Source organism: Streptomyces sp. NPDC090798, from assembly GCF_044768965.1.
Classification (GTDB): domain Bacteria; phylum Actinomycetota; class Actinomycetes; order Streptomycetales; family Streptomycetaceae; genus Streptomyces.
The window spans coordinates 304,067-327,413 of record NZ_JBIVXA010000001.1 but is presented as its reverse complement, the minus strand read 5'-3'; the positions used below and the strand labels follow the sequence as shown (position 1 = coordinate 327,413).

Here is a 23,347-nt window from a genome sequence, read left to right as displayed (position 1 = left end):
CGATGTCGTCGAGGAGCGAGTTGGGCGGGGGCTGCTTGGCCTGGGCGCCCGGTGAAGGACAGTTCACTAGGTCGGCGAGGCCTTGTCGAGGGCGTCGGAGTGGCTCGTGATCGCGACGGCGGGCGAGCAGGTACGGGTGTCGGCGACAGCGGGCCCGGCGGCGGCGGTCAGGGACGTGGCCGCCGCCAGGCCGGCGGTGACGGTGGCGAGTGCGGTTCTCGGGCGCGTGCCGGTCACGGCAGGTCGGCCGGGTGACGCGCGGGAGACCGCCTCGTGAAGCGTCAGCCCGCGGACGGCACCGCCGGGATCGCTTCCTGGGGGGTGCTCGTGGGCACGTACCGCTGCACGCTCGCGCTGGTCGTGGAGGGCGCCGGCACCAGGTCCTTGTGAATGGCCTTGGCGACGGCCTGGATGGTGTTGACGCCGTACTGCATGGTGCTGTTGTCCTGCGTGAGCACGGTGATCATGTAGTCGTGGCCGGCGCCGTTGAAGGTGCCGACGCTGTGCACGCGCCAGCCGTGCGTGGCACGCGACAGCCAGCCGTTCTTGACGTGCACGGCGACCGAGGAGGGCGCTCCGGCCGGGGTGCCCCAGCGCTGCGAGGAGATGACCTTGCCCATCAACTTCAGCTCGTAGGCGCGGGAGTTGTCGCTCAGCACGGAGTTCTTGGCGGTGAGGAGCGCGAGCAGCTTCTGCTCGTCCCGGACGGTGATCTGGGTGAGACCCCAGTAGTTGTTGGCACCCGGCTTGGTCTGCGTCATCCCGGCGGCGGTGAGGAAACCCTTCACCTTGGTCACACCGAGCTGCTTCCACAGCGTGCTGGTGGCGTCGTTGTCCGACTTGGTGATCATGGCCGTGGCGAGGGTCTGCTCGCGGCTGGTCAGATACCGGTTGTGCTTCTTGGCGTCCCACAGCAGCGTGGCCAGCACGGTGGCCTTGACGACGCTGGCGGAGTCGTAGGCCGTGCTGCTCCGCAGGGTGCAGGTGGTTTTCGTCGTACGGTCGTAGAGACCGACGCCGACGGTGCCGGCGCGGCCCTTCAGCGCCGTGGTGATGTCCTTCTGCAGCTTGGCGGCCAGGCCCGTCTTGCTCGACGTACAGCTGACCTGCGGTGCCGTGGCGGCGGCGGCCGGTGCGGCGGCGGCCGCGAACGGCACGATCACCCCGGCGCCGAGGCTCGCCGCGAGCACGCGGGCACGCCGGGATATCCGGTGAGTCATGGAGGTTCCCCATCCCCTTGAACCAATACGAGCGCGCCCGTGGCGCACTCGTCTCTCATGACTCGTGTGAGTGACCGAAAGTTGTACGCGCATTCTGCGGACAAGGGTTCGGGGTGGCGAGGGGGCCGTCCTGAAGGCACGGAGAGCTGCCGCGGGAGTGGTGGGCGGCCGGCTCTCTTACCCGCATCTCATCCATCCACAGCTCGCCCCCAGACACAGCACAGCCCGTACCCATCGGCGGTGTGCAAGGTGCACTGGTGACATCTGCCACCGACCCACTGCCCCCGGCCCCCGGCCCCTCCGCGGCCCCCGGCGCACCGGCCGCCGAGCCGCCCCAGGAGCCGTCGCCCACCCCCGCCGCGCCCCGCTGGTCCCTCCCCGCCCTGATCGCGATCATGGCGCTGGCCACGGTGCTGTACTCCTGGAACCTGTCGTCCTCCAGCCTGAACAGCTTCTACAGCGCCGCCGTGCTCAGTGGCACGCACAGCTGGAAGGCGTGGTTCTTCGGCTCGCTGGACGCGGGCAACTTCATCACGGTCGACAAGCCGCCGTTCGCGCTCATGATCATGAGCCTGTTCTGCCGGATCTTCGGTTTCGGCACCTGGCAGATGATGGCGCCCATGATCGCTGCCGCGCTCGGCACGATCTGGATCCTGCACTCCTCGGTGAAGCGGGCCTTCGGGCACGCGGCTGCCACCGTGGCCGCGCTCGTCCTCGCCCTGACCCCGATCACCGTCGCCATCAACCGTGACAACAACCCCGACACCACCCTCGTCCTGCTGATGGTCGCGGCCGCCGCGCTGGGCCTGCGGGCCGCCCGCGACGGCAAGCTGCTGCCGCTCCTCGGCTCGGCGGTGTGCTTCGGACTCGCCTTCAACACCAAGATGCTCCAGGGCTACATCGCCCTGCCCGCCGTCTTCGCCGTGTATCTGTACGCGTCACGGCTCGGCTGGGCGCGGAAGGTCCGCGACCTGCTGCTCGCGACCGTGGCCCTGGCCGTGTCCAGCTTCTGGTGGGCGGCGGCCGTCTCCCTCGTGCCCGCAGACGAGCGCCCGTACATCGGCGGTTCGACGGACGGCAGCGCCTGGAACCTGATCATGGGCTACAACGGCCTGGGCCGCGTCCTCGGCGGCGAGGGCAACGGCGGCGGAGGAGGCGCGGGCGGCGGAGGAGGCGCGGGCGGCGGCGGAGGCGGCGGCACCTTCGCCGGTACCGCGGGCCTCGGCCGGATGTTCAACGACATCCTCGGCGGCCAGATCTCCTGGCTGCTCCCCTTCGCGGGCATCGCGTTCGTCGCCGGCCTGGTGCTGTGCGGCCGCGCCCCGCGCACCGACCAGGCGCGCGCGTCGCTGCTGCTGTGGGGCGGCTGGACCCTGCTGCACTTCCTGACCTTCAGCATGGCCGAGGGCACCATGCACCCGTACTACACGACCGCGCTCGCCCCCGGTATAGCGGCCCTCACCGGCGCCGGTGGCGTGATGCTCCTTCGCGCCTTCCGCGGCGGTGACACGCGCTGGTCCTGGGTGCTGCCCGCCGGACTCGCGGTCACCGGCATCTGGGCGGTCGAGCTGCTGCGCCGGGCCTCCGGCTGGAACAGCTGGCTGTGGCCGGCCATTGCGGTGCTCATGGCGCTGGCGATCGTGGGTCTGTTCGTCTTCCGCTCCGGCCATCGCGTACGGCTGCTGGCCGCGTCCGTGGCGGCGGCGTTCGTCGCGGCCCTCGCGGGTCCCGCGGCGTACGCGATCGCCGTACCCGCGGGCGCCGGTGGCGGTGCGGGCGGCGGCATGGGTGGCACCAACCCGACCGCCGGTCCGTCCACCGGCAACGGCGGCTTCGGCGGCGGCGGTCCCGGCGGCGGCCGGGGCGGCTTCGGCGGCACCCGGCAGGGCGGTCAGGCGAGCGGTCAGGAAGGCGCCCCCGAGGCCGGCTTCCCGGGCGGCGCGAACGGGGAGTTCCCCGGTGGCGCCCAGGCCGGTGGCCAGAACGGCACGCCCCCGAACGGCGCCGAGGGCCAGCCGGGCGGCACTCCCCCGAGCGGCACCGACACCGGCACCGGCGGCCGGGCCGGTCGTACCGGCGGCTTCGGCGGTGGCCGCATGGGCGGTGAGACCAGCAGCGAACTGGTCGCCTACCTGGAGAAGCACCAGGACGGCGCCAAGTGGCTGCTCGCGGTGTCCAACTCGCAGAGCGCCTCGTCGCTGATCGTGAGCACGGGCAAGCCCGTCATCTCCATGTTCGGCTTCACCGGCTCCGACAAGGCCATGACGCCGGCCAAGCTCAAGGAGCTGGTGAAGAAGGGCGAGCTGCACTACATCCAGCTCGGCGGCGGCATGGGCGGCGGTATGGGCGGTGACAACACGCTCAACTCGCAGATCACCGCCTGGGTGGAGAAGAACGCGACCGTGGTGAAGGCGAGCGCGTACACCAAGACCTCGTCGTCCTCGTCGTCCGGTTCGAGTTCGAGTTCGACCTCCGGCTCCGGCTCCGAGTCCGACGCCACGGCACAGAACAGCCAGACGTCGACGCTCTACCGCCTGGACCCGTCCGACCTGAACTGACCGGACCTCGGACACCAAAAGGCCCCTGCCCATGTAACCCATGGCCAGGGGCCTTTTGGTGTGTCACATCGCTTGCGCTGCAAGCGACTTGCCGGTTTCCGTCACGCAACCGACACGCTCCGTTCATTCCCTGAAACGCATGTCCATGTCACGCTCCGGTTGCCCGCTCGATCAACCCGCGTAGAACGGACGCCCCCACCATGCCCGCCACGCACATACGCCGCTGGAAGACGCTGGCGCTGACCACCTCAGCCGTCCTGGTAGGCCTCACCCTGCCGACGATGACCGCCACTCCCGCGAGCGCCACGACGACCGCGTACGACAGCACGTACTACAAGAACGCGGTCGGCAAGACCGGCAGCAGCCTGAAGTCCTCGCTGCACACGATCATCAGCAGCCAGACCAAGATCTCGTACTCCGCGGTCTGGAACGCGCTCATGGTCACCGACCAGGACCCGAACAACAGCAACAACGTGATCCTGCTGTACAGCGGCACCTCGCGCGCCAAGTCCCTCAACGGCGGAGACGTCGGCGACTGGAACCGCGAGCACGTGTGGGCCAAGTCCCACGGCGACTTCGGCGAGGTGACCGGTCCCGGCACGGACCTGCACCACCTGCGTCCCGCGGACGTCCAGGTCAACAGCATCCGTGGCAACAAGGACTTCGACAACGGCGGCAGCACGGTCAGCGGCGGGGGCGGCAGTCTCACCGACTCCGACTCGTTCGAGCCGCGCGACGCGGACAAGGGCGACGTGGCCCGCATGATCCTCTACATGGCGGTGCGCTACGAGGGCGACGACGGCTTCGCCGACCTCGAGCCCAACGAGAAGGTGAACAACGGAAGCAACCCGTACATCGGCAAGCTCTCCGTGCTCAAGGCGTGGAGCGACGAGGACCCGCCGAGCGCCTTCGAGGAGAAGCGCAACCAGGTCATCTACGACAGCTACCAGCACAACCGCAACCCGTTCATCGACCACCCGGAGTGGGTCGACGCGATCTGGTAGACGGCCGCGCGCTGGTTGAGCTCTCGACGGAACTCCTGGTGCACCACCAGGGGTTCCGTCACATCCTCCGTCGGCGGATCTCCCGTCGCACCGCCTGTCCTTGGGCAGCGGAAGTTCTTTGCTGTCCCCCGTAAGAACCGGGTCTCGCCGGACACGGACAGCGGTGGAGGGGATGTGGAGACCTCCGCCTGAAGACGCTGCGCGGCCGTACTGCTCACCGGCGCCCGCGTCTCGCCGTGTTGCGCGAGCTCCGCATCCACTGCCGCATCTCCTCACGCAGAAGACACAAATGGATACGCCGATTCCCCGGCTTCAGAGGTGGGTGGGTGCGAACATCCGCAGCACCGCCGGGAGCAGCACCACGGACGGGCCGGGGCTCGCGAAGGCCTTCGCCAGGTCCTCCTCCAGTGTCTCGGGGCTGGTACGGATCCCCGGGACGCCGAAGGACTCGGCAAGCGCCACGTAGTCGGGGCGGGTCAGCTCCGTCGCCGTGGCCTGGCCGAAGGCGTCGGTCATGTACTCGCGCAGGATGCCGTAGCCGCCGTCGTCGACGATCAGCCAGGTGACGTTCAGGTCGTACTGCCTCGCCGTGGCGAGTTCGGCGATCGAATACAACGCGCCGCCGTCGCCGGAGACCGCGAGGACCGGGCGGGTGGGATCGGCCGCCGCCGCGCCGAGGGCCGCCGGGAAGCCGTAGCCGAGGCCTCCGGCGCCCTGGGCGGAGTGCATGGTGTTCTTCCCGCGCGGGTCGAAGGCGGACCACGCCCAGTACGCCAGGATGGTCATGTCCCAGAAGGACGGGGAGGTGGACGGCAGGGCCCTGCGTACGGACGCCAGCACCTCCTGTTCCAGGGTGAGTTCCTGGGCGGCGATACGCTCCCCCACCCGGTCGAGCAGCACGCGTACGCGGTCCGCCGCCGTCGGGTCGGGGCGCTCCTCGACGGTCTCCAGGAGCGCGGAGAGCGCGAGCCTGGCGTCCGCGTGGATGCCGATCGCCGGGTAGTTGGACTCCAGCTTGCCGAGGTCGGCCTCGATCTGGACGACCCGGCCGCGGGGCTTGAACGTGTGGTAGTTCGAGGACAGTTCACCGAGGCCGGAGCCGACGACCAGCAGGACGTCCGCGTCCTCCAGGAAGTCCGTGGTGTGCCGGTCCTCCAGCCAGGACTGGAGCGAGAGCGGGTGGGTCCAGGGGAAGGCGCCCTTGCCGCCGAAGGTGGTGACGACCGGCGCGTTCAGCTTCTCCGCCAGCGACTTCAGCTTGCCGGACGCGTCCGACCGTACGACCCCGCCGCCCGCGATGATCGCGGGGCGGGCCGCCGAGGACAGCAAGTGGGCCGCCAGCGCCGTCAGTTCGGGGCGCGGGAGGACGTCCTCCGGGGTCGCGTCCATCGCCGTGACCTGCGGCAGGTGGGTCTCGGCGAGCAGGACGTCCTGCGGGATCTCCACCCAGACCGGGCCGTGCGGGGCGGTCAGCGCCGACTCCCAGGCCTCCGCGATCGCGGAGGGGATCTGCGACTGCGTGCGGACCGTGTGGACGGACTTGACGACACCCCTGAACGACGCCTGCTGGTCGGGGAGTTCGTGCAGATAGCCGTGGCGTCCGCCGCCCAGTCCCGCGGTGGGGACCTGGCTGCTGATGGCGAGGACGGGGGCGGAGGCCGCGGCGGCCTCCTGGAGCGCGGCCAGGGAGGTCAGCGCTCCGGGGCCGGTGGAGAGCAGCAGGGGCGCGGCCTCGCCCGTGATGCGGCCGTACGCGTCGGCCGCGAACCCCGCGTTGTTCTCCACCCGCAGGCCGATGTACTGCAACGAGGAGCGGCGCAGGGCGTCGAACATGCCGAGCGCGTGCTGGCCGGGCAGGCCGAAGACGGTCGTGGCGCCGAGACCGGAGAGGGTCTCCACGACCAGGTCTCCGCCGTTGCGGCCGGGGGGCGGATTCAGCGCGGCCTCCGTCTGCGCCGCTGACGGACGGAGCACCAGGTCGTGGTCGTGAGTCACTTGTTCCCGGCCTCCTGAGCCCTGGCCGCCGCGATCTGGCGGGACATGATCGTCGTCAGTTCGTACGCCGTGTGGGACGCGGCCACGGCCGTGATCTCGGCGTGGTCGTACGCGGGCGCGACCTCGACCACGTCCGCGGAGACCAGGTTGCAGGAGGACAGTCCGCGCAGGATCTCCAGCAGCTCGCGGGAGGTCATGCCGCCGGCCTCCGGTGTGCCCGTGCCGGGGGCGTGCGCCGGGTCGAGGCAGTCGATGTCGATGGAGATGTACAGCGGGCGGTCGCCGATGCGCTGGCGCAACTGGTCGGCGACCTCGTCGGCGCCGCGGCGGTAGATGTCCGCCGAGGTGACGATGCCGAAGCCCATCTTCTCGTCGTCGGTGAGGTCCTGCTTGCCGTACAGCGGGCCGCGGGTGCCGACGTGGGAGAGGGCCTCCGTGTCCAGGATCCCCTCCTCCACCGCCCGGCGGAACGGGGTGCCGTGCGTGTACTCGGCGCCGAAGTAGGTGTCCCAGGTGTCGAGGTGGGCGTCGAAGTGGAGCAGGGCCACCGGGCCGTGCTTCTTGGCGACGGAGCGCAGCAGCGGGAGGGCGATGGTGTGGTCGCCGCCCAGCGTCATCAGACGGGCGCCCGTGCCGAGCAGCTCGTCGGCCGCGGCCTCGACCGTCTCCACGGCCTCGTTGATGTTGAACGGGTTCGCCGCGATGTCACCGGCGTCGGCGACCTGGGCGAGGGCGAAGGGGGAGGCGTCCTGCGCCGGGTTGTACGGGCGCAGCAGGCGGGAGGCCTCGCGGATGGCGTTGCCGCCGAAGCGGGCGCCCGGCCGGTAGGAGACCCCGGAGTCGAAGGGCACGCCGACCACGGCGACGTCGGCGCTGCCGACCTCGTCGAGGCGCGGCAGCCGGGCGAAGGTCGCGGGGCCCGCGTACCGCGGGACGCGGGACGAGTCGACGGGGCCGCGTGGCTGGCTGCCGCCTGCTGCCGGGTACTCGGTGCTGCTCATCGTCGGACTCCTCCAGGTGGTACGGGTGATACGTGGTACGGGTGATACGTGGTGCGGGTGATACGTCGTACAGGTGATGCGTCGTACAGGTGGTGCTTTTCCAGTGTCGCGGACCCCACGGACGGGTTCCGCCCGGGCCGACTGGCCCGAAGTTCTTGAGCGCGTCCCGCGCCCCTGTCAGGGGCGCGGGTGGCCGGCCCGCAGACTCACCGCTTCCGGGCTACCGCAGAGCGCTCACGCGCCCACGGCCGTCGGCTCGGCCTCGGCCGCGGTCTGGTCGGCCGCGCCGCGCCCGGCCAGCCGCTCGCGCCAGGCGGCCAGTACCGCCGGGTCGGTCGCGGGTGTGGCCAGGGAGACGATCACGTACGCGACCAGCGAGGACAGCAGCCCGTAGTAGACGGGCTCGTTCGCAAGGATGCCGTACGTCGCCATCAGCCCGACGACCGCGAGGCCGCCGACGACGACGGAGGCGAGCGCGCCGTGCACGGTCCCACGCTTCCACAGCAGTCCGCCGAGGATCGGGACGAGCAGACCGCCGACGAGCAGGTTGTACGCGACGGTCAGCGCCTCGACGACGTTGTTGAGCGCGATGGCGGTACAGATCACGGCGATACCCATGACGAGGATGAAGGCCCGGTTCCCCTTGACCTCGTCGTGCGCCTCGCCGTCACGCACCTCGCCGTCGCGCCGTACGGCCCCTCGCAGCTTGGCCCAGATGTCGTTGTTGGCGACGGTGGCGCAGGCGATGAGGGCGCCGGAGGACGTGGACATCACGGCGGCGAGGGCGGCGGCGAGCACCAGGCCCCGTACGCCGACCGGAAGCTCGTCCTTCACGATGGTCGCGAAGGCGGTGTCGGCGCTGGGCAGCGTCGGGTAGAGCACCTTGGCCGCCGTGCCGATGACGGCGCCGGCGACGGCGTACACCAGGCAGTAGGTGCCGGCGACGGTGCCGCCCCACTTGGCGGTCCTGTCGCTGCCGGCGGTGAACACGCGCTGCCAGATGTCCTGGCCGATGAGCATGCCGAAGGTGTAGATCAGCACGTAGGTGAAGATCGTCTCGCCGCCGATGCCCAGCGGGTCGAAGTACTCCGTGGGCAGCTTGGCCTTCATCTCGCTGAACCCACCGGCCTTGATCACCGCGATGGGGAGCAGGAGCAGCAGCACGCCGACGGTCTTCACGACGAACTGCACCATGTCGGTGAGGGTGATCGACCACATGCCGCCGAGCGTGGAGTACGCGACGACGATCGAGCCGCCGATGATGATCGCCAGCGTCCGGTTCATGTCGAAGAGGACGTCGAAGATGGTGGCGTACGCGATGGTCGAGGTGACCGCGAGCATGAGGGTGTACGCCCACATGACGACACCGGAGATGACACCGGCCCGGCCGCCGTAGCGGAGGTCGAGCATCTCGGAGACGGTGTAGACCTTCAGACGGGCGATGCGGGCGGAGAAGAAGACGGAGAGGGCGAGGAGTCCGAGGCCGATGGTGAACACCATCCAGGCGCCGGAGAGCCCGTACTGGTATCCGAGCCCGACGCCGCCGATGGTGGACGCGCCGCCGAGCACGATCGCGGCCATGGTCCCGGAGTACATCACGGGGCCCAGGCGCCGCCCGGCCACCAGGAAATCACTCTTCGACTTGGCGCGGCGCATGCCCCACCAGCCCATGGCCAGCATGCCGGCCAGATAGACGACGATCACTGTGTAGTCGACGGCCATAGGGGGCCCTCCTTCGCGCACTCGTCGGTGGCGTGTCGTGCAGATGGATGTGGGGACGCGGGCCGGGCGAGCGATACCCGGCCGGGAGTCCGGCAGCTGATCGCGGGGACATACGCCCGTACCCGCGGCTGCCGACGGCACTGACCTTAGGTGGCCGGAAGATGACTCTGAAGTGTACGTTTCATCCATTGCAGCCGAGCCGGATGGAGGGAACGTCCACCATGCCGGACACATCCGCCACATCAGTCCCACCCGTCCAGCCTGTCCCACCCACCCCACCGGTCCCGCTGTCCGCCCTCCTGGCCCGGGAGGACCTCGGCCTGCGCCACATCGCGGGCCCCGTCGACCCGGACACGGTGATCCACTGGGCGCACACGTCGGAGATGGCGGACCCGTACCCGTATCTGCTGGGCGGTGAGCTGCTGCTGACCGCCGGGGTGCACATCCCGGAGGCGGCGGGCTCGGGCACCTACTTCGACGACTACGTCTCCCGGATCGTGGCGGCGGGCGGCGCGGCGCTCGGCTTCGGCCTGGCGCCGGTGCACGACACGGTCCCGCGCGCCCTGGTCGCGGCCTGCGACACCTACGGCCTGCCGCTGCTGGAGGTCCCGCCCCAGACCACCTTCTCGGGGGTGGCCCGCGCGGTGTGGCAGCTGATGGCGCAGGCCCGGCTGGCGGAGCTGCGGCGCGTCACGGAGGCCCAGCAGAGCCTGGCGGCCGCCGCGGCGCGCCCGGACCCGGTGTCGGCGGTGCTGCGGCAGCTGGCCCAGCGGGTGAGCGGCTGGGCGGTGCTGTACGGCCCGGAGGGCGCGGAGCTGGCCCGCGCGGGGAGATCACCGGAGGCGGGCCCCGTGACCGCCCTCGGCACCCTGGCCGCCGTCGTACGCCCCGGAGGAACCCAGGCCGCGGCCCCCCACGGCACCTCGCACACCACCACCTCCACTCCCGCTCCCAGCCCCACTCCTTCGTCCGCCACCGACACCGTGGGCGGCACCCACCTCGCCGCGTACGCCCTCGGCGGCGGGCACGGCTTCGTCCTCGGGGTCGCGGCGCCGCGCCGGGACCCCGGGGACCACACCATCGCCTCCGTCGCGGCCGTACTCCTCTCCCTCCTCACCGGGGAGCAGCAGAGCGGGAGCGGCGCGGCGCGCTCGGCGGCGCTCGTACGCCTCCTGCTGGGTGCCGCGCCCGAGGACGTGGCCCCGCTGCTCGGCGAGGACCGGTGGACCGTCGTGCACGCCCGTCCCGCGGCGGACGGCCCGGCGCCGGACGCCGTCGCCGCCTCCGCGCTGGGGGCGGCGCTGGGCTCCGCGCTCATCGACGCCGGCGGGGGTGTCGTACGCGTCCTCGTCCCCGGTGACCGCGAGCCGACCGCTCAGGAGGGCTGGATCTGCGGGGTCAGCGCGGCGGTCGGCCCGCACGAGGGGGCGTCCGCCGACGGGCAGGCGGCCCGCGCCCTGGCCCGCGCCCGGGCGACCCGCACGCCCCTCGTCCGCCACGGCGAGCGCCCCGCTCTGGCGGACCTCGTGCCCCCGGCCGACGCCGAGGCCCACGCGCGCGCCCTCCTCGCCCCGATCGCCGCCACCCCCGCCCTCACCGAGACCCTCCGCACCTGGCTCTCCCTGCACGGCAGTTGGGACCGCACGGCCGTCGCCCTCTCCGTCCACCGCAACACCGTCCGCCAACGCATCGCACGGTGTGCGGCGTTGCTGGAGGCGGACCTCGACGACACGGACGTGCGGATGGAGTTGTGGTTCGCGCTGAGGGAGAGCTGAGCGTCGCGGAAACGCAGCCCCGACCCTCGCCTCTCAACACGACGCTTCGGGCGGGTGGGCGGGAAAGGCAGCAACGGCCACTTCCCCCGAGTGACCCACATCCCACGGTGCAGGACAATCGCCCTCCCAGCGGAGCGCCCCGGCACAATGGGTGGCATGCCGATATCCGGGACCCCCAGCCGCGCCGAGCTCGTCGACCACCTCGTGAAGACCCGTATCGCGGGCGACGTCGCCACGCCCCGCGAGAACAACCTCTCCCACTACCGCAAGCTCGCCAACGGCGACCGCAACTTCTGGCTCGGCCTGGAACTCGGCGACCGCTGGACCGACGAGCAGGACGTGCTCGCCGTGATGGCGGAGCGGTGCGGTGTGAACGACGACCCGGAGTACCGCTACGGCCAGGACACCGTCGACCCCGAGCTGACCGTCGACGCCCTGGACCGGATGGCGGCGCGGCTGCGCAAGGCGGCGGACGGTGAGCAGCGGGTGCTGTTCGCGACCGGCCACCCGGGCGGCCTGCTCGATGTGCACCGTGCCACGGCCGCCGCGCTGCGCGGAGCCGGCTGCGAGATCGTCGTCATTCCGGACGGGCTGCAGACGGACGAGGGGTACGTCATGCAGTTCGCGGACGTGGCGGTGCTGGAGCACGGGGCCACGCTGTGGCACACCCACTCGGGCGAGCCGATGCGCGCGATCCTCAAGGGCCTGGAGGGCGCGGGCCGCCCCCTGCCCGACCTGGTCGTCGCGGACCACGGCTGGGCCGGCTGCGCGGGCCAGCTCGGCATCGACTCCGTCGGCTACGCCGACTGCAACGACCCCGCCCTCTTCCTCGCCGAGTCCGAGGGCACGGTCCAGGTGACGGTCCCCCTCGACGACCACGTCACAAGCCCACGGTTCTACGACCCGCTGACGGCGTATCTGCTGGCTTCCGCAGGGCTGATCTGAGCCACCCCGGAAATCACGCCCAGGTCAGTTAAACGGCAATAACTTGCCTGACCCGGGTCCAGGTTGTACACCTGGGCCCGATCGCTTCTCGAGGGAAGCCATCAGTACGTCAGAGATCCTCAGTACGCCAGCGATCCTCTCCGCCACGGGAGTGGACCTCTCCTACGGCAGTCAACTCGCCGTCCGGGACACCCACTTCTGCGTCGCCCCCGGCGAGGTCGCTACGACCCCTCGGCGGTCGGAGGTGCCGCCGTCCTCGTCCCGCCGTCCGCGCTGCCGACCGCCGACGTCAACCCGATCGGCGTCAACATCGACGGGCCGCAGCAGATCGCCGTCATCGAGACGCTGCTGGCGCTCGGCCTGGTCATGGGCCTGGTCACGGGCCTGGTCATCGGCATCGCGGCGTTCCTCGTGTCCGTCACGGACCGGGCCGTCCAGCGCCGCGCGCACATCACCGCGCTCTCCCTGATCGGGGCCCGCGCGAGAACCCTGCGGGCCGTGCAGTGCGCCCAGGTCGTGCTGCCGCTGGGCATCGGCCCGACCCTGGCGCTCGTGGCGGGCAAGCTCGCCGAGTCCAGCTATCTCGTCACCGGCGGCGGTGCGGTGTTCTGGGACGGCGCCGGCCTCGCGCCGCTCGCTCTCGCCGCCGTGGGCGCGGTGGCGGTGGCCGCGCTCGGCACGCTCCCGCTGATCGGCCGCCGCGTGAACCCGGAGCTGATCCGCCGCGACTGAGCGCCCCGGGGCACGCTCACGGCCAAGGGTTCAGGCCCTCGTTGCGGCGTTGGGCGTAGCCCGGTGTCGGGTCGAGATACACCCGGCTCACGATGGGGAAAGCCTCTCGTAGTCGGGCCTCCGCCTGTTCGCAGGCCCATTCGATCTGGGCGGCGGTCGAGATGTCCCTGAAGTCGACCTTGGCCGCGATCAGCGCCTCGCGCGGCCCCTGTACGAGGGTCGTGAGCTCCAGTACGGCCTCGACGTGCTCCACGGCGAGCAGTTCGGCCCGGATCCGCTCCCGCATCGGCTTGGGCAGGGGGCGGCCGATCAGCAGCTCGGCGTTGGAGCGGCCGAGGACCCAGGCGACGTACAGCAGGAGGAGGCCGATGCAGAGAGACGCGATGCCGTCCCAGACGCCGGAACCGGTGAGCTGTCCGCCGAGCAGGCCGCCCGCCGCGAGGACGAGGCCGATCAGCGCGGCCGAGTCCTCCAGGACCACGGCCTTCACGGCGGTGTCCGGGGTGTACCGGAGGTAGCGCTTGAAAGGCGCCCCCATTCGCTCCGCCTCCCCGCGCGCCTGGCGTACGCCGGTGCGCAGGGAGTAGCTCTCCAGCAGGAAGGCGACCGCGAGCACGATGTACGAGACGAGGGGGTCGCCCGGCTCCTCGCCCGCGACGAGGGTGTGGATGCCGTCGTAGAGGGAGAACACCGCGCCGCCGACGAAGGTGGCGACCGCGGCGAGCAGCGCCCAGATGTAGCGTTCGGGGCCGTAGCCGAGCGGGTGGTCCTCGTCGGCCGGTTTCTCGCTGCGCTTCAGCGCGGTGAGCAGCAGCACCTCGGTGATCGTGTCGGCCACCGAGTGCGCGGCCTCGGACAGCATCGCGCTCGATCCGCTGATGATGCCCGCGACCACCTTGGCCACCGCGATCCCCAGATTCGCGAGGGCGGCGACGATCACCGTGAAGGTGCTCTCGCCGCCCCCGCCGCCGTCGTCGTCCTGCTGTCCGGCTCCCGCTTCAGTCATGGCCATGCCCCAGTCTTACCGGCTGGGCCCCCGTCAGTCTTACCGGGCAGGCCCGGTCCTACCGGGGGATACGGACCACGCCCTCCTGGATCACCGAAATGGCCAGCCGTCCGTCCTGGGTGTAGATGCGGGCCTGGCCGAGGCCGCGGCCTCCGGAGGCGGACGGCGACTCCTGGTCGTACAGCAGCCATTCGTCGGCGCGGAAGGGGCGGTGGAACCACATCGCGTGGTCCAGCGAGGCCCCGACGACGTCCCCGGTCACCCAGCCGCCGCGCCCGTGCGCGAGCAGGATCGAGTCGAGGAGCGTCATGTCGGAGACGTAGGTGGCGAGGACGACGTGGAGGAGGGGATCGTCGGCCAGTTTGCCGTTGGTGCGGAACCACACCTGGGAGTGCGGTTCGCGTATCTCCCCGACCGTGCCGTACGGAGGCGCGTCGACGTAGCGCAGGTCGACGGACTCGCGCGCTTCGAGGAGCCGTTCGACGACGACGGGGTCCTTGATGACATCGGCGTACAGCGGCAGCAGTTCGGCGGCCGTGGGCAGCGTCTCGGGGTCGGGCGCGGACGGCATCTCGGCCTGGTGCTCCATGCCCTCTTCGAACGTCTGGAAGGACGCGGAGAGGTGGAAGATCGGCTGCCCGTGCTGGATGGCGACGACGCGGCGGGTGGTGAAGGAGCGCCCGTCGCGGATGCGGTCCACCGTGTACACGATGGGCGCGCCGGGGTCCCCCGGACGCAGGAAGTACGCGTGCAGGGAGTGCGCGTGCCGGTCCTCGGGGACCGTGCGCCCGGCGGCCACCAGTGCCTGCGCCGCCACCTGCCCGCCGAAGACGCGCGGGACGACGGCGGAGCGGGACTGACCGCGGAAGATGTCCTGCTCGATCCGCTCGAGGTCGAGCAGATCGAGCAGGGACTCAAGTGCCTGACTCATGGGTCAGTTGTATCGCGCAGTTGTTTCCGTTGATCTTTCGCGGGCCTTACAGGCCCATGTCCTTCGCGATGATCGACTTCATGATCTCGCTGGTGCCGCCGTAGATACGGTTGACGCGGTTGTCCGCGTACAGGCGGGCGATCGGGTACTCGTTCATGAAGCCGTAGCCGCCGTGCAGCTGGAGGCAGCGGTCGATGACACGGTGCGCGACCTCGGTGGCGAACAGCTTGGCGCTGGCCGCCTCGGCGGGGGTCAGCTCACCGGCGTCCAGGGCCTCGGTGGCCCGGTCGACGACGGCCTCGGCCGCGTCCACCTCGGCCTGGCAGGCGGCCAGTTCGAACTTGGTGTTCTGGAAGGCGGCGACGGGCTGCCCGAAGACGACCCGCTCCTGCACGTACTGCTTGGCGAACCGGACGGCGGCCTTGGCCTGCGCGTACGCGCCGAAGGCGATGCCCCAGCGCTCGGAGGCGAGGTTGTGGCCGAGGTAGTAGAAGCCCTTGTTCTCCTCGCCGAGGAGGTCCTCGACCGGGACCTTCACGTCGACGAACGCCAGCTCGGCGGTGTCCGAGGTCTTCAGGCCGAGCTTGTCGAGCTTGCGGCCCACCGAGTAGCCCTCGGCCTTGGTGTCCACCACGAAGAGGGAGATGCCGTGGCGGCGGTCCTCCTTGGTGGGCGCGGAGGTGCGGGCGCAGACGATCATGCGGTCGGCGTGCACGCCACCCGTGATGAAGGTCTTGGCGCCGTTGAGGACGTAGTGCGTACCGTCCTCGGAGAGCTTGGCGGTGGTCTTCATGCCCGCGAGGTCGGAGCCGGTGCCCGGCTCGGTCATCGCGATGGCCCACATCTCCTCGCCGGAGACGAACTTCGGCAGGAAGCGCTTCTTCTGCTCGTCGGTGGCGAGCAGCTTGATGTAGGGCAGGCCGAGCAGCACGTGCACACCGGAGCCGCCGAAGGAGACACCCGCGCGGGCGGTCTCCTCGTACAGGACGGCCTCGAACTTGTACGAGTCGATGCCCGCGCCGCCGTGCTCCTCATCCACGCGGATGCCGAAGACGCCGAGCTCGGCGAGCTTGTAGTAGAAGTCGCGCGGCGCCTGGCCCGCGGCGAACCACTCGTCGTAGACGGGAACGACCTCGGCCTCTATGAAGGCCCGCAGGGTCTCCCGGAACGCCTCGTGGTCCTCGTTGAACACCGTACGGCGCACCGCCGCCACCCTTCCTTGCGCCTAAGCCGGCGCCGCTCTCGCGTACCTGGTTGCGCGCCGCCTGGGTTCCTCAATTGATGGTTGTGGCCCCAAATCTAAGCGCTTGCTCAGATGTCAGGTTACCCGTCGGTCACGACGACCGTCCAGAGTCATCGGCCGCCCTCCCCCATGACGCTCGTCACGCCCGCTCCAGCCCGGCCGGCCCGGCCGGGCGAGAACGCGCGAAGGCCGTCGACCTGTCCCACGATCACGCATCACGGATCAACGCGCCCATGGACCCCACCACTTGGGCGGCAGCGGGTCGGCCGGTGCCGAAGTCGGCTGATCGGGATGGAGGCCGAGCCGGCGCAGGGTGTCGGCGCGCACGCGGACGACGACCGTGCCGTGCCAGTGACCGTCCGACCGGACCCCGCACATGAGGTCGATCCGTACATCGCGTACGGCGAAGGGGTCCCAGTCGATGCCCCGGTCACGCAGTCAAACCGCCATCAGCCGCCCCGGCCGCGGGCGGCCGGGGACGTTCTCGAAGCGGAAGAGGGTCACCCAGTCGGGGGCGTGTCCGTCCATGGCCATGTGTCCGTTCATGGCCGCCATCATGGCGCAGGGGACAGAGCCGCCGCTCGCGAAAAAAACCGGATCAGAGACCCGAATCCCGGAAGCCGAAGACCCGAATCTCCCAAGTCAAAGACCCGGATCACAGACCCGAATCAAAGAACGGCGTCCCCGGCCGCCGCCGCGAAGGCGCCCCGCGCCATCCGGTGCAGCAGGGCCGCCGTCACACCGCGCCCCGGCAGCGCCCCTGGCCGCCCGAGGTGGGGTGTCGAGTTCAGGAGGCCGAAGACCGAGTGCACCGCCGAGCGGGCGGTGGGTTCGGTGAGGGCCGGATACACCTCGCGCACGACCTCCACCCACAGCTCGACGTACTGCCGCTGCAACTGCCGTACGAGCTTGCGGTCGCTGTCGCGCAGGCGGTCCAGCTCGCGGTCGTGCAGGGTGATCAGGGGACGGTCGTCGAGCGCGAAGTCGATGTGCCCCTCGATGAGCGAGTCGAGGACCGCCTCCGCACCCCCGGCGGCCTCCGCCGCCCGGCGCTTGCCGCCGGTGAGCAGCTGCCCGCTGATCCCCACCAGCAGCTCGGCGAGCATCGCGTCCTTGCCCGCGAAGTGCCGGTACAGACCGGGGCCGCTGATGCCGACGGCCGCTCCTATCTCGTCCACCCCGACGCCGTGGAAGCCGCGCTCGGCGAAGAGCCGGGCAGCCTCCTTGAGGATCTGCTCGCGTCGGGTGGGGGCGTCGGTTCTCGTGGCCATGGAAGCAATTCTAGACAGGGAGGTTAGCGGTCGTTAACCTGGACGACATGCGTTAACGCTCATTAACTGGTGGACCACTGGTGAGGGGACCGCGGCACATGCACGAAGCACCGGAGCTGACGAGCGCGGCAGATCCCGCGTCGGAGGCCTGGCGGGCCAACGAGGCGGCCCATCACGCCCTCGGCGAGGAGCTGCGCGCCAAGCTCGCCGAGGCGCGCCTCGGGGGCGGTGAGCGGGCCCGGGAGCGCCACACCGCGCGCGGGAAGCTGCTCCCGCGCGAGCGCGTGGACACGCTCCTCGACCCGGGCTCGCCCTTCCTGGAGCTGGCCCCGCTGGCCGCCCACGGGATGTACGACGGGCAGGCCCCGGCCGCGGGGGTGATCGCCGGGATCGGCAGGGTCAGCGGCCGCGAGTGCGTGATCGTCGCCAACGACGCCACCGTCAAGGGCGGCACGTACTACCCGATGACCGTGAAGAAGCACCTGCGGGCACAGGAGGTGGCGCTCGAGAACCGCCTTCCCTGTGTCTATCTCGTCGACTCCGGAGGCGCCTTCCTGCCCATGCAGGACGAGGTCTTCCCGGACCGCGAGCACTTCGGGCGGATCTTCTACAACCAGGCGCGGATGTCGGGGGCGGGGATCCCGCAGATCGCCGCGGTCCTCGGCTCGTGCACGGCCGGCGGCGCGTATGTCCCGGCGATGAGCGACGAGGCCGTGATCGTGCGCAATCAGGGCACGATCTTCCTCGGCGGGCCCCCGTTGGTGAAGGCCGCCACCGGCGAGGTCGTCACCGCCGAGGAGCTGGGCGGCGGCGAGGTCCACGCGCGTGTGTCGGGCGTCACCGACCACCTCGCGGAGGACGACGCGCACGCGCTGCGGATCGTACGGAACATCGCGGCCACACTCCCCGCGCGCGGGCCCCTGCCCTGGGCGGTCGAGCAGTCCGTCGAGCCCAAGGTGGATCCGTACGGGATCTACGGCGCGGTGCCCGTCGACTCCCGCACCCCCTACGACGTACGCGAGGTCATCGCGCGCGTGGTGGACGGTTCGCGCTTCGCCGAGTTCAAGGCGGAGTTCGGGCAGACCCTGGTCACGGGCTTCGCGCGGATCCACGGCCACCCGGTCGGGATCGTCGCCAACAACGGCATCCTGTTCTCCGAGTCCGCCCAGAAGGGCGCCCACTTCATCGAGCTGTGCGACCAGCGCGGCATCCCCCTGGTGTTCCTGCAGAACATCTCGGGCTTCATGGTGGGGCGTCAGTACGAGGCCGGTGGCATCGCCAAGCACGGCGCAAAGATGGTCACGGCCGTCGCCTGCACCCGCGTGCCCAAGCTGACCGTGGTGATCGGCGGTTCGTACGGCGCGGGCAACTACTCGATGTGCGGTCGGGCGTACTCGCCGCGCTTCCTGTGGATGTGGCCCGGCGCCAAGATCTCCGTGATGGGCGGCGAGCAGGCCGCGTCCGTCCTCGCGACCGTCAAGCGCGACCAGCTGGAGGCGCGCGGGGACTCCTGGCCCGCCGAGGACGAGGACGCCTTCAAGGCCCCGATCCGCGCCCAGTACGAGCGGCAGGGCAGCGCCTACTACGCGACGGCCCGCCTCTGGGACGACGGCGTGATCGACCCGCTGGAGACCCGGCAGGTGCTGGGGCTCGCACTGACCGCCTGCGCCAACGCGCCACTGGGTGACCCCCAGTTCGGCGTCTTCCGGATGTGATGAGGGTGCCCGAGATGTTCGAGACAGTCCTTGTGGCCAACCGGGGCGAGATCGCCGTACGCGTCATCCGCACTTTGCGCGCGCTCGGCGTGCGCTCGGTCGCCGTCTTCTCCGACGCGGACGCCGACGCCCGGCATGTGCGCGAGGCGGACACGGCGGTACGGATCGGTCCGGCGCCGGCCGCCGAGAGCTATCTGTCGGCGGAGCGGATCCTCGACGCCGCCGCTCGCACCGGGGCCCAGGCGGTGCACCCCGGGTACGGCTTCCTCGCCGAGAACGCCTCGTTCGCGCGCGCGTGCGCCGAGGCCGGGCTCGTCTTCATCGGCCCGCCCGCCGACGCGATCGCGCTCATGGGCGACAAGATCCGCGCCAAGGAGACGGTGAAGGCGGCCGGTGTCCCGGTCGTCCCCGGCTCGTCCGGCAGTGGACTCACGGACGCGGAACTCGGCGAGGCCGCACGGGAGATCGGCATGCCCGTGCTGCTCAAGCCGTCGGCGGGCGGCGGCGGCAAGGGCATGCGGCTGGTGCGGGACGCATCGGCGCTGGGCGACGAGATCGCCGCCGCCCGCCGCGAGGCCCGCGCCTCCTTCGGCGACGACACCCTCCTCGTCGAGCGCTGGGTCGACCGCCCCCGGCACATCGAGATCCAGGTCCTGGCCGACGGCCACGGCAACGTCGTCCACCTGGGCGAGCGCGAGTGCTCTCTCCAGCGCCGCCACCAGAAGATCATCGAAGAGGCGCCGAGCGTACTCCTCGACGCCGGCACCCGCGCCGCGATGGGCGACGCGGCCGTCCAGGCGGCCCGCTCCTGCGGGTACGAGGGCGCGGGCACGGTGGAGTTCATCGTCCCCGGCTCCGACCCGTCGTCGTACTACTTCATGGAGATGAACACCCGCCTCCAGGTGGAACACCCGGTCACCGAGCTGGTCACGGGGCTCGACCTGGTGGAGTGGCAACTGCGGGTCGCCGCCGGCGAGCGACTGCCGTACGGGCAGGAGGACATCAGCCTCACCGGGCACGCGGTGGAGGCACGCATCTGCGCCGAGGACCCCGCACGCGGCTTCCTGCCCTCGGGCGGCACGGTCCTCGCCCTGCACGAGCCGCAGGGCGACGGCGTGCGCACCGACTCGGGGCTGAGCGAGGGCACGGAGGTCGGTTCGCTCTACGACCCGATGCTGTCCAAGGTGATCGCGTACGGGCCCGACCGCGCGACCGCGCTGCGCAAGCTGCGCGCCGCCCTCGCGGAGACGGTCACGCTCGGCGTGCAGACCAACGCCGGGTTCCTGCGACGGCTGCTGGCCCATCCGGCGGTGGTGGCGGGGGACCTGGACACCGGGTTGGTGGAGCGGGAGGCGGACGAACTCGCCGCGCGGCCGGTGCCGGCGGAGGTGTACGCGGCGGCGGCGCTGCTGCGCCAGGCGGCCCTCGGCCCCCGGGCTTCCGGGGCCCCGGTGGCCTTCGGGGCCTCCGAAGCCACCGGCTGGGTCGATCCGTTCTCCGTGCCGGACGGCTGGCGTCTTGGCGGCGAGGCTGCCTGGACGGCTCACCACCTGCGGCTGCCGGGACACGATCCGGTGACCGTCCGCGTGCGCCGCGCGGCGGAGGGCGGCGTCGAGCTGCTGCTCGACGGCGAGGAGCGGCCCCTCCGGGGAACCCTCCCCGTGCCCGTCGGCGGGCCCACCGCGTCCCGGTTCACCTTCCGGCTCGACGGCGTCACCCACACCTTCGCCGCCCTGCCGGACGGCACCTGGCTCGGCCGGGAGGGTGACGCCTGGCACGTGCGCGACCACGACCCCGTGGCCGCCTCCCTCACGGGGGCCGCGCACGCGGGGGTGGACTCGCTCACCGCGCCCATGCCCGGCACGGTGACCGTCGTGAAGGTGGCCGTGGGCGACGACGTGACCGCGGGACAGAGCCTGTTGGTGGTCGAGGCGATGAAGATGGAGCACGTCATCTCCGCCCCGCACGCCGGGACCGTCAGCGAGCTGGACGTCACGCCGGGCACCACGGTCGCCATGGACCAGGTGCTGGCCGTGATCACGCCGTACGAGGAGAAGACAGCGTCCGAGGAGACGACATGAGCACCCCCGAACTCGGCCTCCCCATGGTCGTACCGGCCCCGGGCCTGCCCGCGCGGGTGCGGATCCACGAGGTCGGCGCGCGCGACGGGCTGCAGAACGAGAAGGCGACCGTGCCCACGGAGGTCAAGGCCGAGTTCATCCGGCGCCTGGCGGACTCGGGCCTGACCACCATCGAGGCCACCAGCTTCGTCCACCCCAAGTGGGTGCCCCAACTGGCGGACGCGGAGCAGCTGTTCCCGCTCGTGAGCGACCTGGGCAGGTCCTCGGGGGTGCACCTCCCGGTCCTCGTGCCCAACGAACGGGGTCTGGACCGGGCGCTGGCCCTCGGCGCCCGCCGTGTCGCCCTGTTCGCCAGCGCGACGGAGTCCTTCGCGAAGGCGAACCTCAACCGGACCGTCGACGAGTCCCTGGCCATGTTCGAGCCGGTGGTGTCCCGGGCCAAGGCGGACAAGGTGCACGTCCGCGGCTATATCTCGATGTGTTTCGGCGACCCCTGGGAGGGTCCCGTACCCATCCACCAGGTCGTACGCGTCTGCAAGGCCCTGATGGACATGGGCTGCGACGAGCTGAGCCTCGGCGACACGATCGGCGTGGCGACGCCGGGTCATGTGCAGACCCTCCTCGCCGAGCTGAACGAGGAGGGCGTGCCGACCAGCGTGCTCGGCGTGCACTTCCACGACACCTACGGCCAGGCACTCGCCAACACCCTGGCCGCCCTCCAGCACGGCGTCACCACCGTCGACGCCTCCGCGGGGGGCCTCGGCGGCTGCCCCTACGCCAAGTCCGCCACCGGCAACCTCGCCACCGAAGACCTCGTATGGATGCTCCAGGGCCTCGGCATCGACACCGGTGTCGACCTCGCCCGCCTCACCGCCACCAGCGTGTGGATGGCCGAGCGGCTGGGCCGACCCAGCCCGTCCCGCACGGTCAAAGCCCTCTCCCACAAGGAATGATCCCCATGCCCCTGGACCACCGCCTCTCCCCCGAACTCGAGGAACTCCGCCGTACGGTCGAGGAGTTCGCACACGACGTCGTGGCCCCGAAGATCGGCGACTTCTACGAGCGGCACGAGTTCCCGTACGAGATCGTGCGGGAGATGGGCCGCATGGGCCTGTTCGGACTGCCCTTCCCCGAGGAGTACGGCGGCATGGGCGGCGACTACCTCGCCCTCGGGATCGCCCTGGAGGAGCTCGCCCGGGTGGACTCCTCCGTCGCCATCACCCTGGAGGCGGGTGTCTCGCTCGGCGCGATGCCGATCCACCTCTTCGGCACGGAGGCCCAGAAGCGGGAGTGGCTCCCCCGTCTGTGCTCCGGCGAGATCCTCGGCGCCTTCGGCCTGACGGAGCCGGACGGCGGCTCGGACGCGGGCGCGACCCGTACGACCGCCCGTCTGGACCCGGACACGAACGAATGGGTCATCAACGGCAGCAAGTGCTTCATCACCAACTCCGGCACGGACATCACGGGCCTGGTCACGGTCACCGCGGTCACCGGCCGGGGGCCCGGCGGCAAGCCACTCATCTCCGCGATCATCGTCCCGTCCGGCACCCCCGGCTTCACGGTCGCCGCCCCGTACTCGAAGGTCGGCTGGAACGCCTCCGACACCCGTGAGCTGTCCTTCGCCGACGTCCGCGTCCCGGCCGCGAACCTGCTCGGCGAGGAGGGCCGCGGCTACGCCCAGTTCCTGCGCATCCTGGACGAGGGCCGCATCGCCATCGCGGCCCTGGCGACCGGGCTCGCGCAGGGCTGCGTCGACGAGTCGGTGAAGTACGCCAAGGAGCGGCACGCGTTCGGACGCCCGATCGGCGCGAACCAGGCCATCCAGTTCAAGATCGCCGACATGGAGATGAAGGCCCACATGGCCCGCGTCGGCTGGCGCGACGCCGCGTCCCGCCTCGTCGCGGGCGAGCCCTTCAAGAAGGAGGCGGCGGTCGCCAAGCTCTACTCCTCCACCATCGCCGTCGACAACGCCCGCGACGCCACCCAGGTCCACGGCGGCTACGGCTTCATGAACGAGTACCCGGTGGCCCGCATGTGGCGCGACTCCAAGATCCTGGAGATCGGCGAGGGCACGAGCGAGGTACAGCGGATGCTGATCGCGAGGGAACTGGGACTGACGGGCTGACGAACACGGTCAGCCGCAGGGAG

19 protein-coding genes are annotated in these 23,347 nt (G+C 71.2%); 9 read left to right on the top strand and 10 right to left on the bottom strand.

Going from position 1 to position 23,347, the window contains the following annotated elements:
* Positions 1-66 precede the first annotated feature (66 nt).
* Entirely contained in the window at positions 67-237 is a 171-nt protein-coding gene (locus ACIQTP_RS01380) for a hypothetical protein (RefSeq protein WP_403395152.1), read from the bottom strand.
* A gap of 44 nt (positions 238-281) precedes the next feature.
* Positions 282-1,220, bottom strand: a complete 939-nt coding sequence (locus tag ACIQTP_RS01375; protein ID WP_403395150.1) for a serine hydrolase — start codon at positions 1,218-1,220, stop codon at positions 282-284.
* Positions 1,221-1,477: 257 nt separating this feature from the next.
* Between ACIQTP_RS01375 and ACIQTP_RS01370 the strand changes: the two genes are divergently transcribed.
* Complete coding sequence (locus tag ACIQTP_RS01370; RefSeq protein ID WP_403395148.1) at positions 1,478-3,778, top strand: glycosyltransferase family 39 protein; 2,301 nt, start codon at positions 1,478-1,480, stop codon at positions 3,776-3,778.
* Positions 3,779-3,978: 200 nt separating this feature from the next.
* Positions 3,979-4,782 carry an endonuclease I family protein gene (locus ACIQTP_RS01365; protein WP_402041424.1) on the top strand — a complete coding sequence of 268 codons (804 nt, stop codon included), beginning with the start codon at positions 3,979-3,981 and terminating at the stop codon, positions 4,780-4,782.
* Between the two features lie 312 nt (positions 4,783-5,094).
* On the opposite strand, the gene ACIQTP_RS01360 is transcribed toward ACIQTP_RS01365, so the two are convergent.
* The 3 genes from ACIQTP_RS01360 to ACIQTP_RS01350 all read right to left on the bottom strand — a co-directional run bounded on the left by ACIQTP_RS01360 (position 5,095) and on the right by ACIQTP_RS01350 (position 9,500).
* Positions 5,095-6,777, bottom strand: coding sequence for a thiamine pyrophosphate-binding protein (locus ACIQTP_RS01360; protein WP_403395146.1), 1,683 nt, complete (start codon positions 6,775-6,777; stop codon positions 5,095-5,097).
* Positions 6,774-7,778: an agmatinase gene (gene speB / locus ACIQTP_RS01355; protein ID WP_402041415.1), complete on the bottom strand. Its 1,005-nt coding sequence runs from the start codon at positions 7,776-7,778 to the stop codon at positions 6,774-6,776. Before speB ends, ACIQTP_RS01360 begins: the two co-directional genes overlap by 4 nt.
* A 234-nt stretch (positions 7,779-8,012) precedes the next feature.
* Entirely contained in the window at positions 8,013-9,500 is a 1,488-nt protein-coding gene (locus tag ACIQTP_RS01350; protein ID WP_403395144.1) for a sodium:solute symporter, read from the bottom strand.
* A 203-nt stretch (positions 9,501-9,703) separates the two neighbouring features.
* Between ACIQTP_RS01350 and ACIQTP_RS01345 the strand changes: the two genes are divergently transcribed.
* The 3 genes from ACIQTP_RS01345 to ACIQTP_RS01335 all read left to right on the top strand — a co-directional run bounded on the left by ACIQTP_RS01345 (position 9,704) and on the right by ACIQTP_RS01335 (position 12,952).
* Complete coding sequence (locus ACIQTP_RS01345; RefSeq protein WP_403395142.1) at positions 9,704-11,275, top strand: PucR family transcriptional regulator ligand-binding domain-containing protein; 1,572 nt, start codon at positions 9,704-9,706, stop codon at positions 11,273-11,275.
* 156 nt (positions 11,276-11,431) lie between these two features.
* Complete coding sequence (locus tag ACIQTP_RS01340) at positions 11,432-12,220, top strand: phosphatase (protein WP_403395140.1); 789 nt, start codon at positions 11,432-11,434, stop codon at positions 12,218-12,220.
* Between the two features lie 63 nt (positions 12,221-12,283).
* Positions 12,284-12,952 carry a hypothetical protein gene (locus ACIQTP_RS01335; protein WP_403395138.1) on the top strand — a complete coding sequence of 223 codons (669 nt, stop codon included), beginning with the start codon at positions 12,284-12,286 and terminating at the stop codon, positions 12,950-12,952.
* A 16-nt stretch (positions 12,953-12,968) separates the two neighbouring features.
* Here the strand turns inward: ACIQTP_RS01335 and ACIQTP_RS01330 are convergent, their stop codons facing one another.
* The 5 genes from ACIQTP_RS01330 to ACIQTP_RS01310 form a co-directional block, all read right to left on the bottom strand.
* Complete coding sequence (locus ACIQTP_RS01330) at positions 12,969-13,964, bottom strand: cation diffusion facilitator family transporter (RefSeq protein WP_403395136.1); 996 nt, start codon at positions 13,962-13,964, stop codon at positions 12,969-12,971.
* 52 nt (positions 13,965-14,016) lie between these two features.
* A complete protein-coding gene (tesB, locus tag ACIQTP_RS01325; RefSeq protein WP_403395134.1) occupies positions 14,017-14,889 on the bottom strand; it encodes an acyl-CoA thioesterase II in 873 nt (290 codons plus the stop codon).
* A gap of 46 nt (positions 14,890-14,935) precedes the next feature.
* Complete coding sequence (locus ACIQTP_RS01320) at positions 14,936-16,093, bottom strand: acyl-CoA dehydrogenase family protein (RefSeq protein WP_054232884.1); 1,158 nt, start codon at positions 16,091-16,093, stop codon at positions 14,936-14,938.
* A 261-nt stretch (positions 16,094-16,354) separates the two neighbouring features.
* The gene (locus ACIQTP_RS01315; protein ID WP_168491811.1) at positions 16,355-16,510 is read right to left on the bottom strand and encodes a hypothetical protein; all 156 of its coding nucleotides are present in this window, start codon (positions 16,508-16,510) and stop codon (positions 16,355-16,357) included.
* A gap of 290 nt (positions 16,511-16,800) precedes the next feature.
* Positions 16,801-17,403: a TetR/AcrR family transcriptional regulator gene (locus ACIQTP_RS01310; RefSeq protein ID WP_403395131.1), complete on the bottom strand. Its 603-nt coding sequence runs from the start codon at positions 17,401-17,403 to the stop codon at positions 16,801-16,803.
* 98 nt (positions 17,404-17,501) lie between these two features.
* Here ACIQTP_RS01310 and ACIQTP_RS01305 point away from each other — a divergent pair, with 98 nt between their 5' ends.
* The 4 genes from ACIQTP_RS01305 to ACIQTP_RS01290 are packed head-to-tail and all read left to right on the top strand — an operon-like array spanning position 17,502 to position 23,324.
* Entirely contained in the window at positions 17,502-19,118 is a 1,617-nt protein-coding gene (locus ACIQTP_RS01305; protein WP_403395129.1) for a carboxyl transferase domain-containing protein, read from the top strand.
* Between the two features lie 14 nt (positions 19,119-19,132).
* Positions 19,133-21,199 (top strand): acetyl-CoA carboxylase biotin carboxylase subunit, encoded by a 2,067-nt coding sequence (locus ACIQTP_RS01300; RefSeq protein ID WP_403395127.1) that lies wholly within the window; start codon positions 19,133-19,135, stop codon positions 21,197-21,199.
* Positions 21,196-22,152: a hydroxymethylglutaryl-CoA lyase gene (locus tag ACIQTP_RS01295; RefSeq protein WP_403395125.1), complete on the top strand. Its 957-nt coding sequence runs from the start codon at positions 21,196-21,198 to the stop codon at positions 22,150-22,152. Before ACIQTP_RS01300 ends, ACIQTP_RS01295 begins: the two co-directional genes overlap by 4 nt.
* 11 nt (positions 22,153-22,163) lie before the next feature.
* Positions 22,164-23,324 (top strand): acyl-CoA dehydrogenase family protein, encoded by a 1,161-nt coding sequence (locus tag ACIQTP_RS01290; RefSeq protein ID WP_075029291.1) that lies wholly within the window; start codon positions 22,164-22,166, stop codon positions 23,322-23,324.
* The last annotated feature ends 23 nt before the right edge of the window (positions 23,325-23,347 follow it).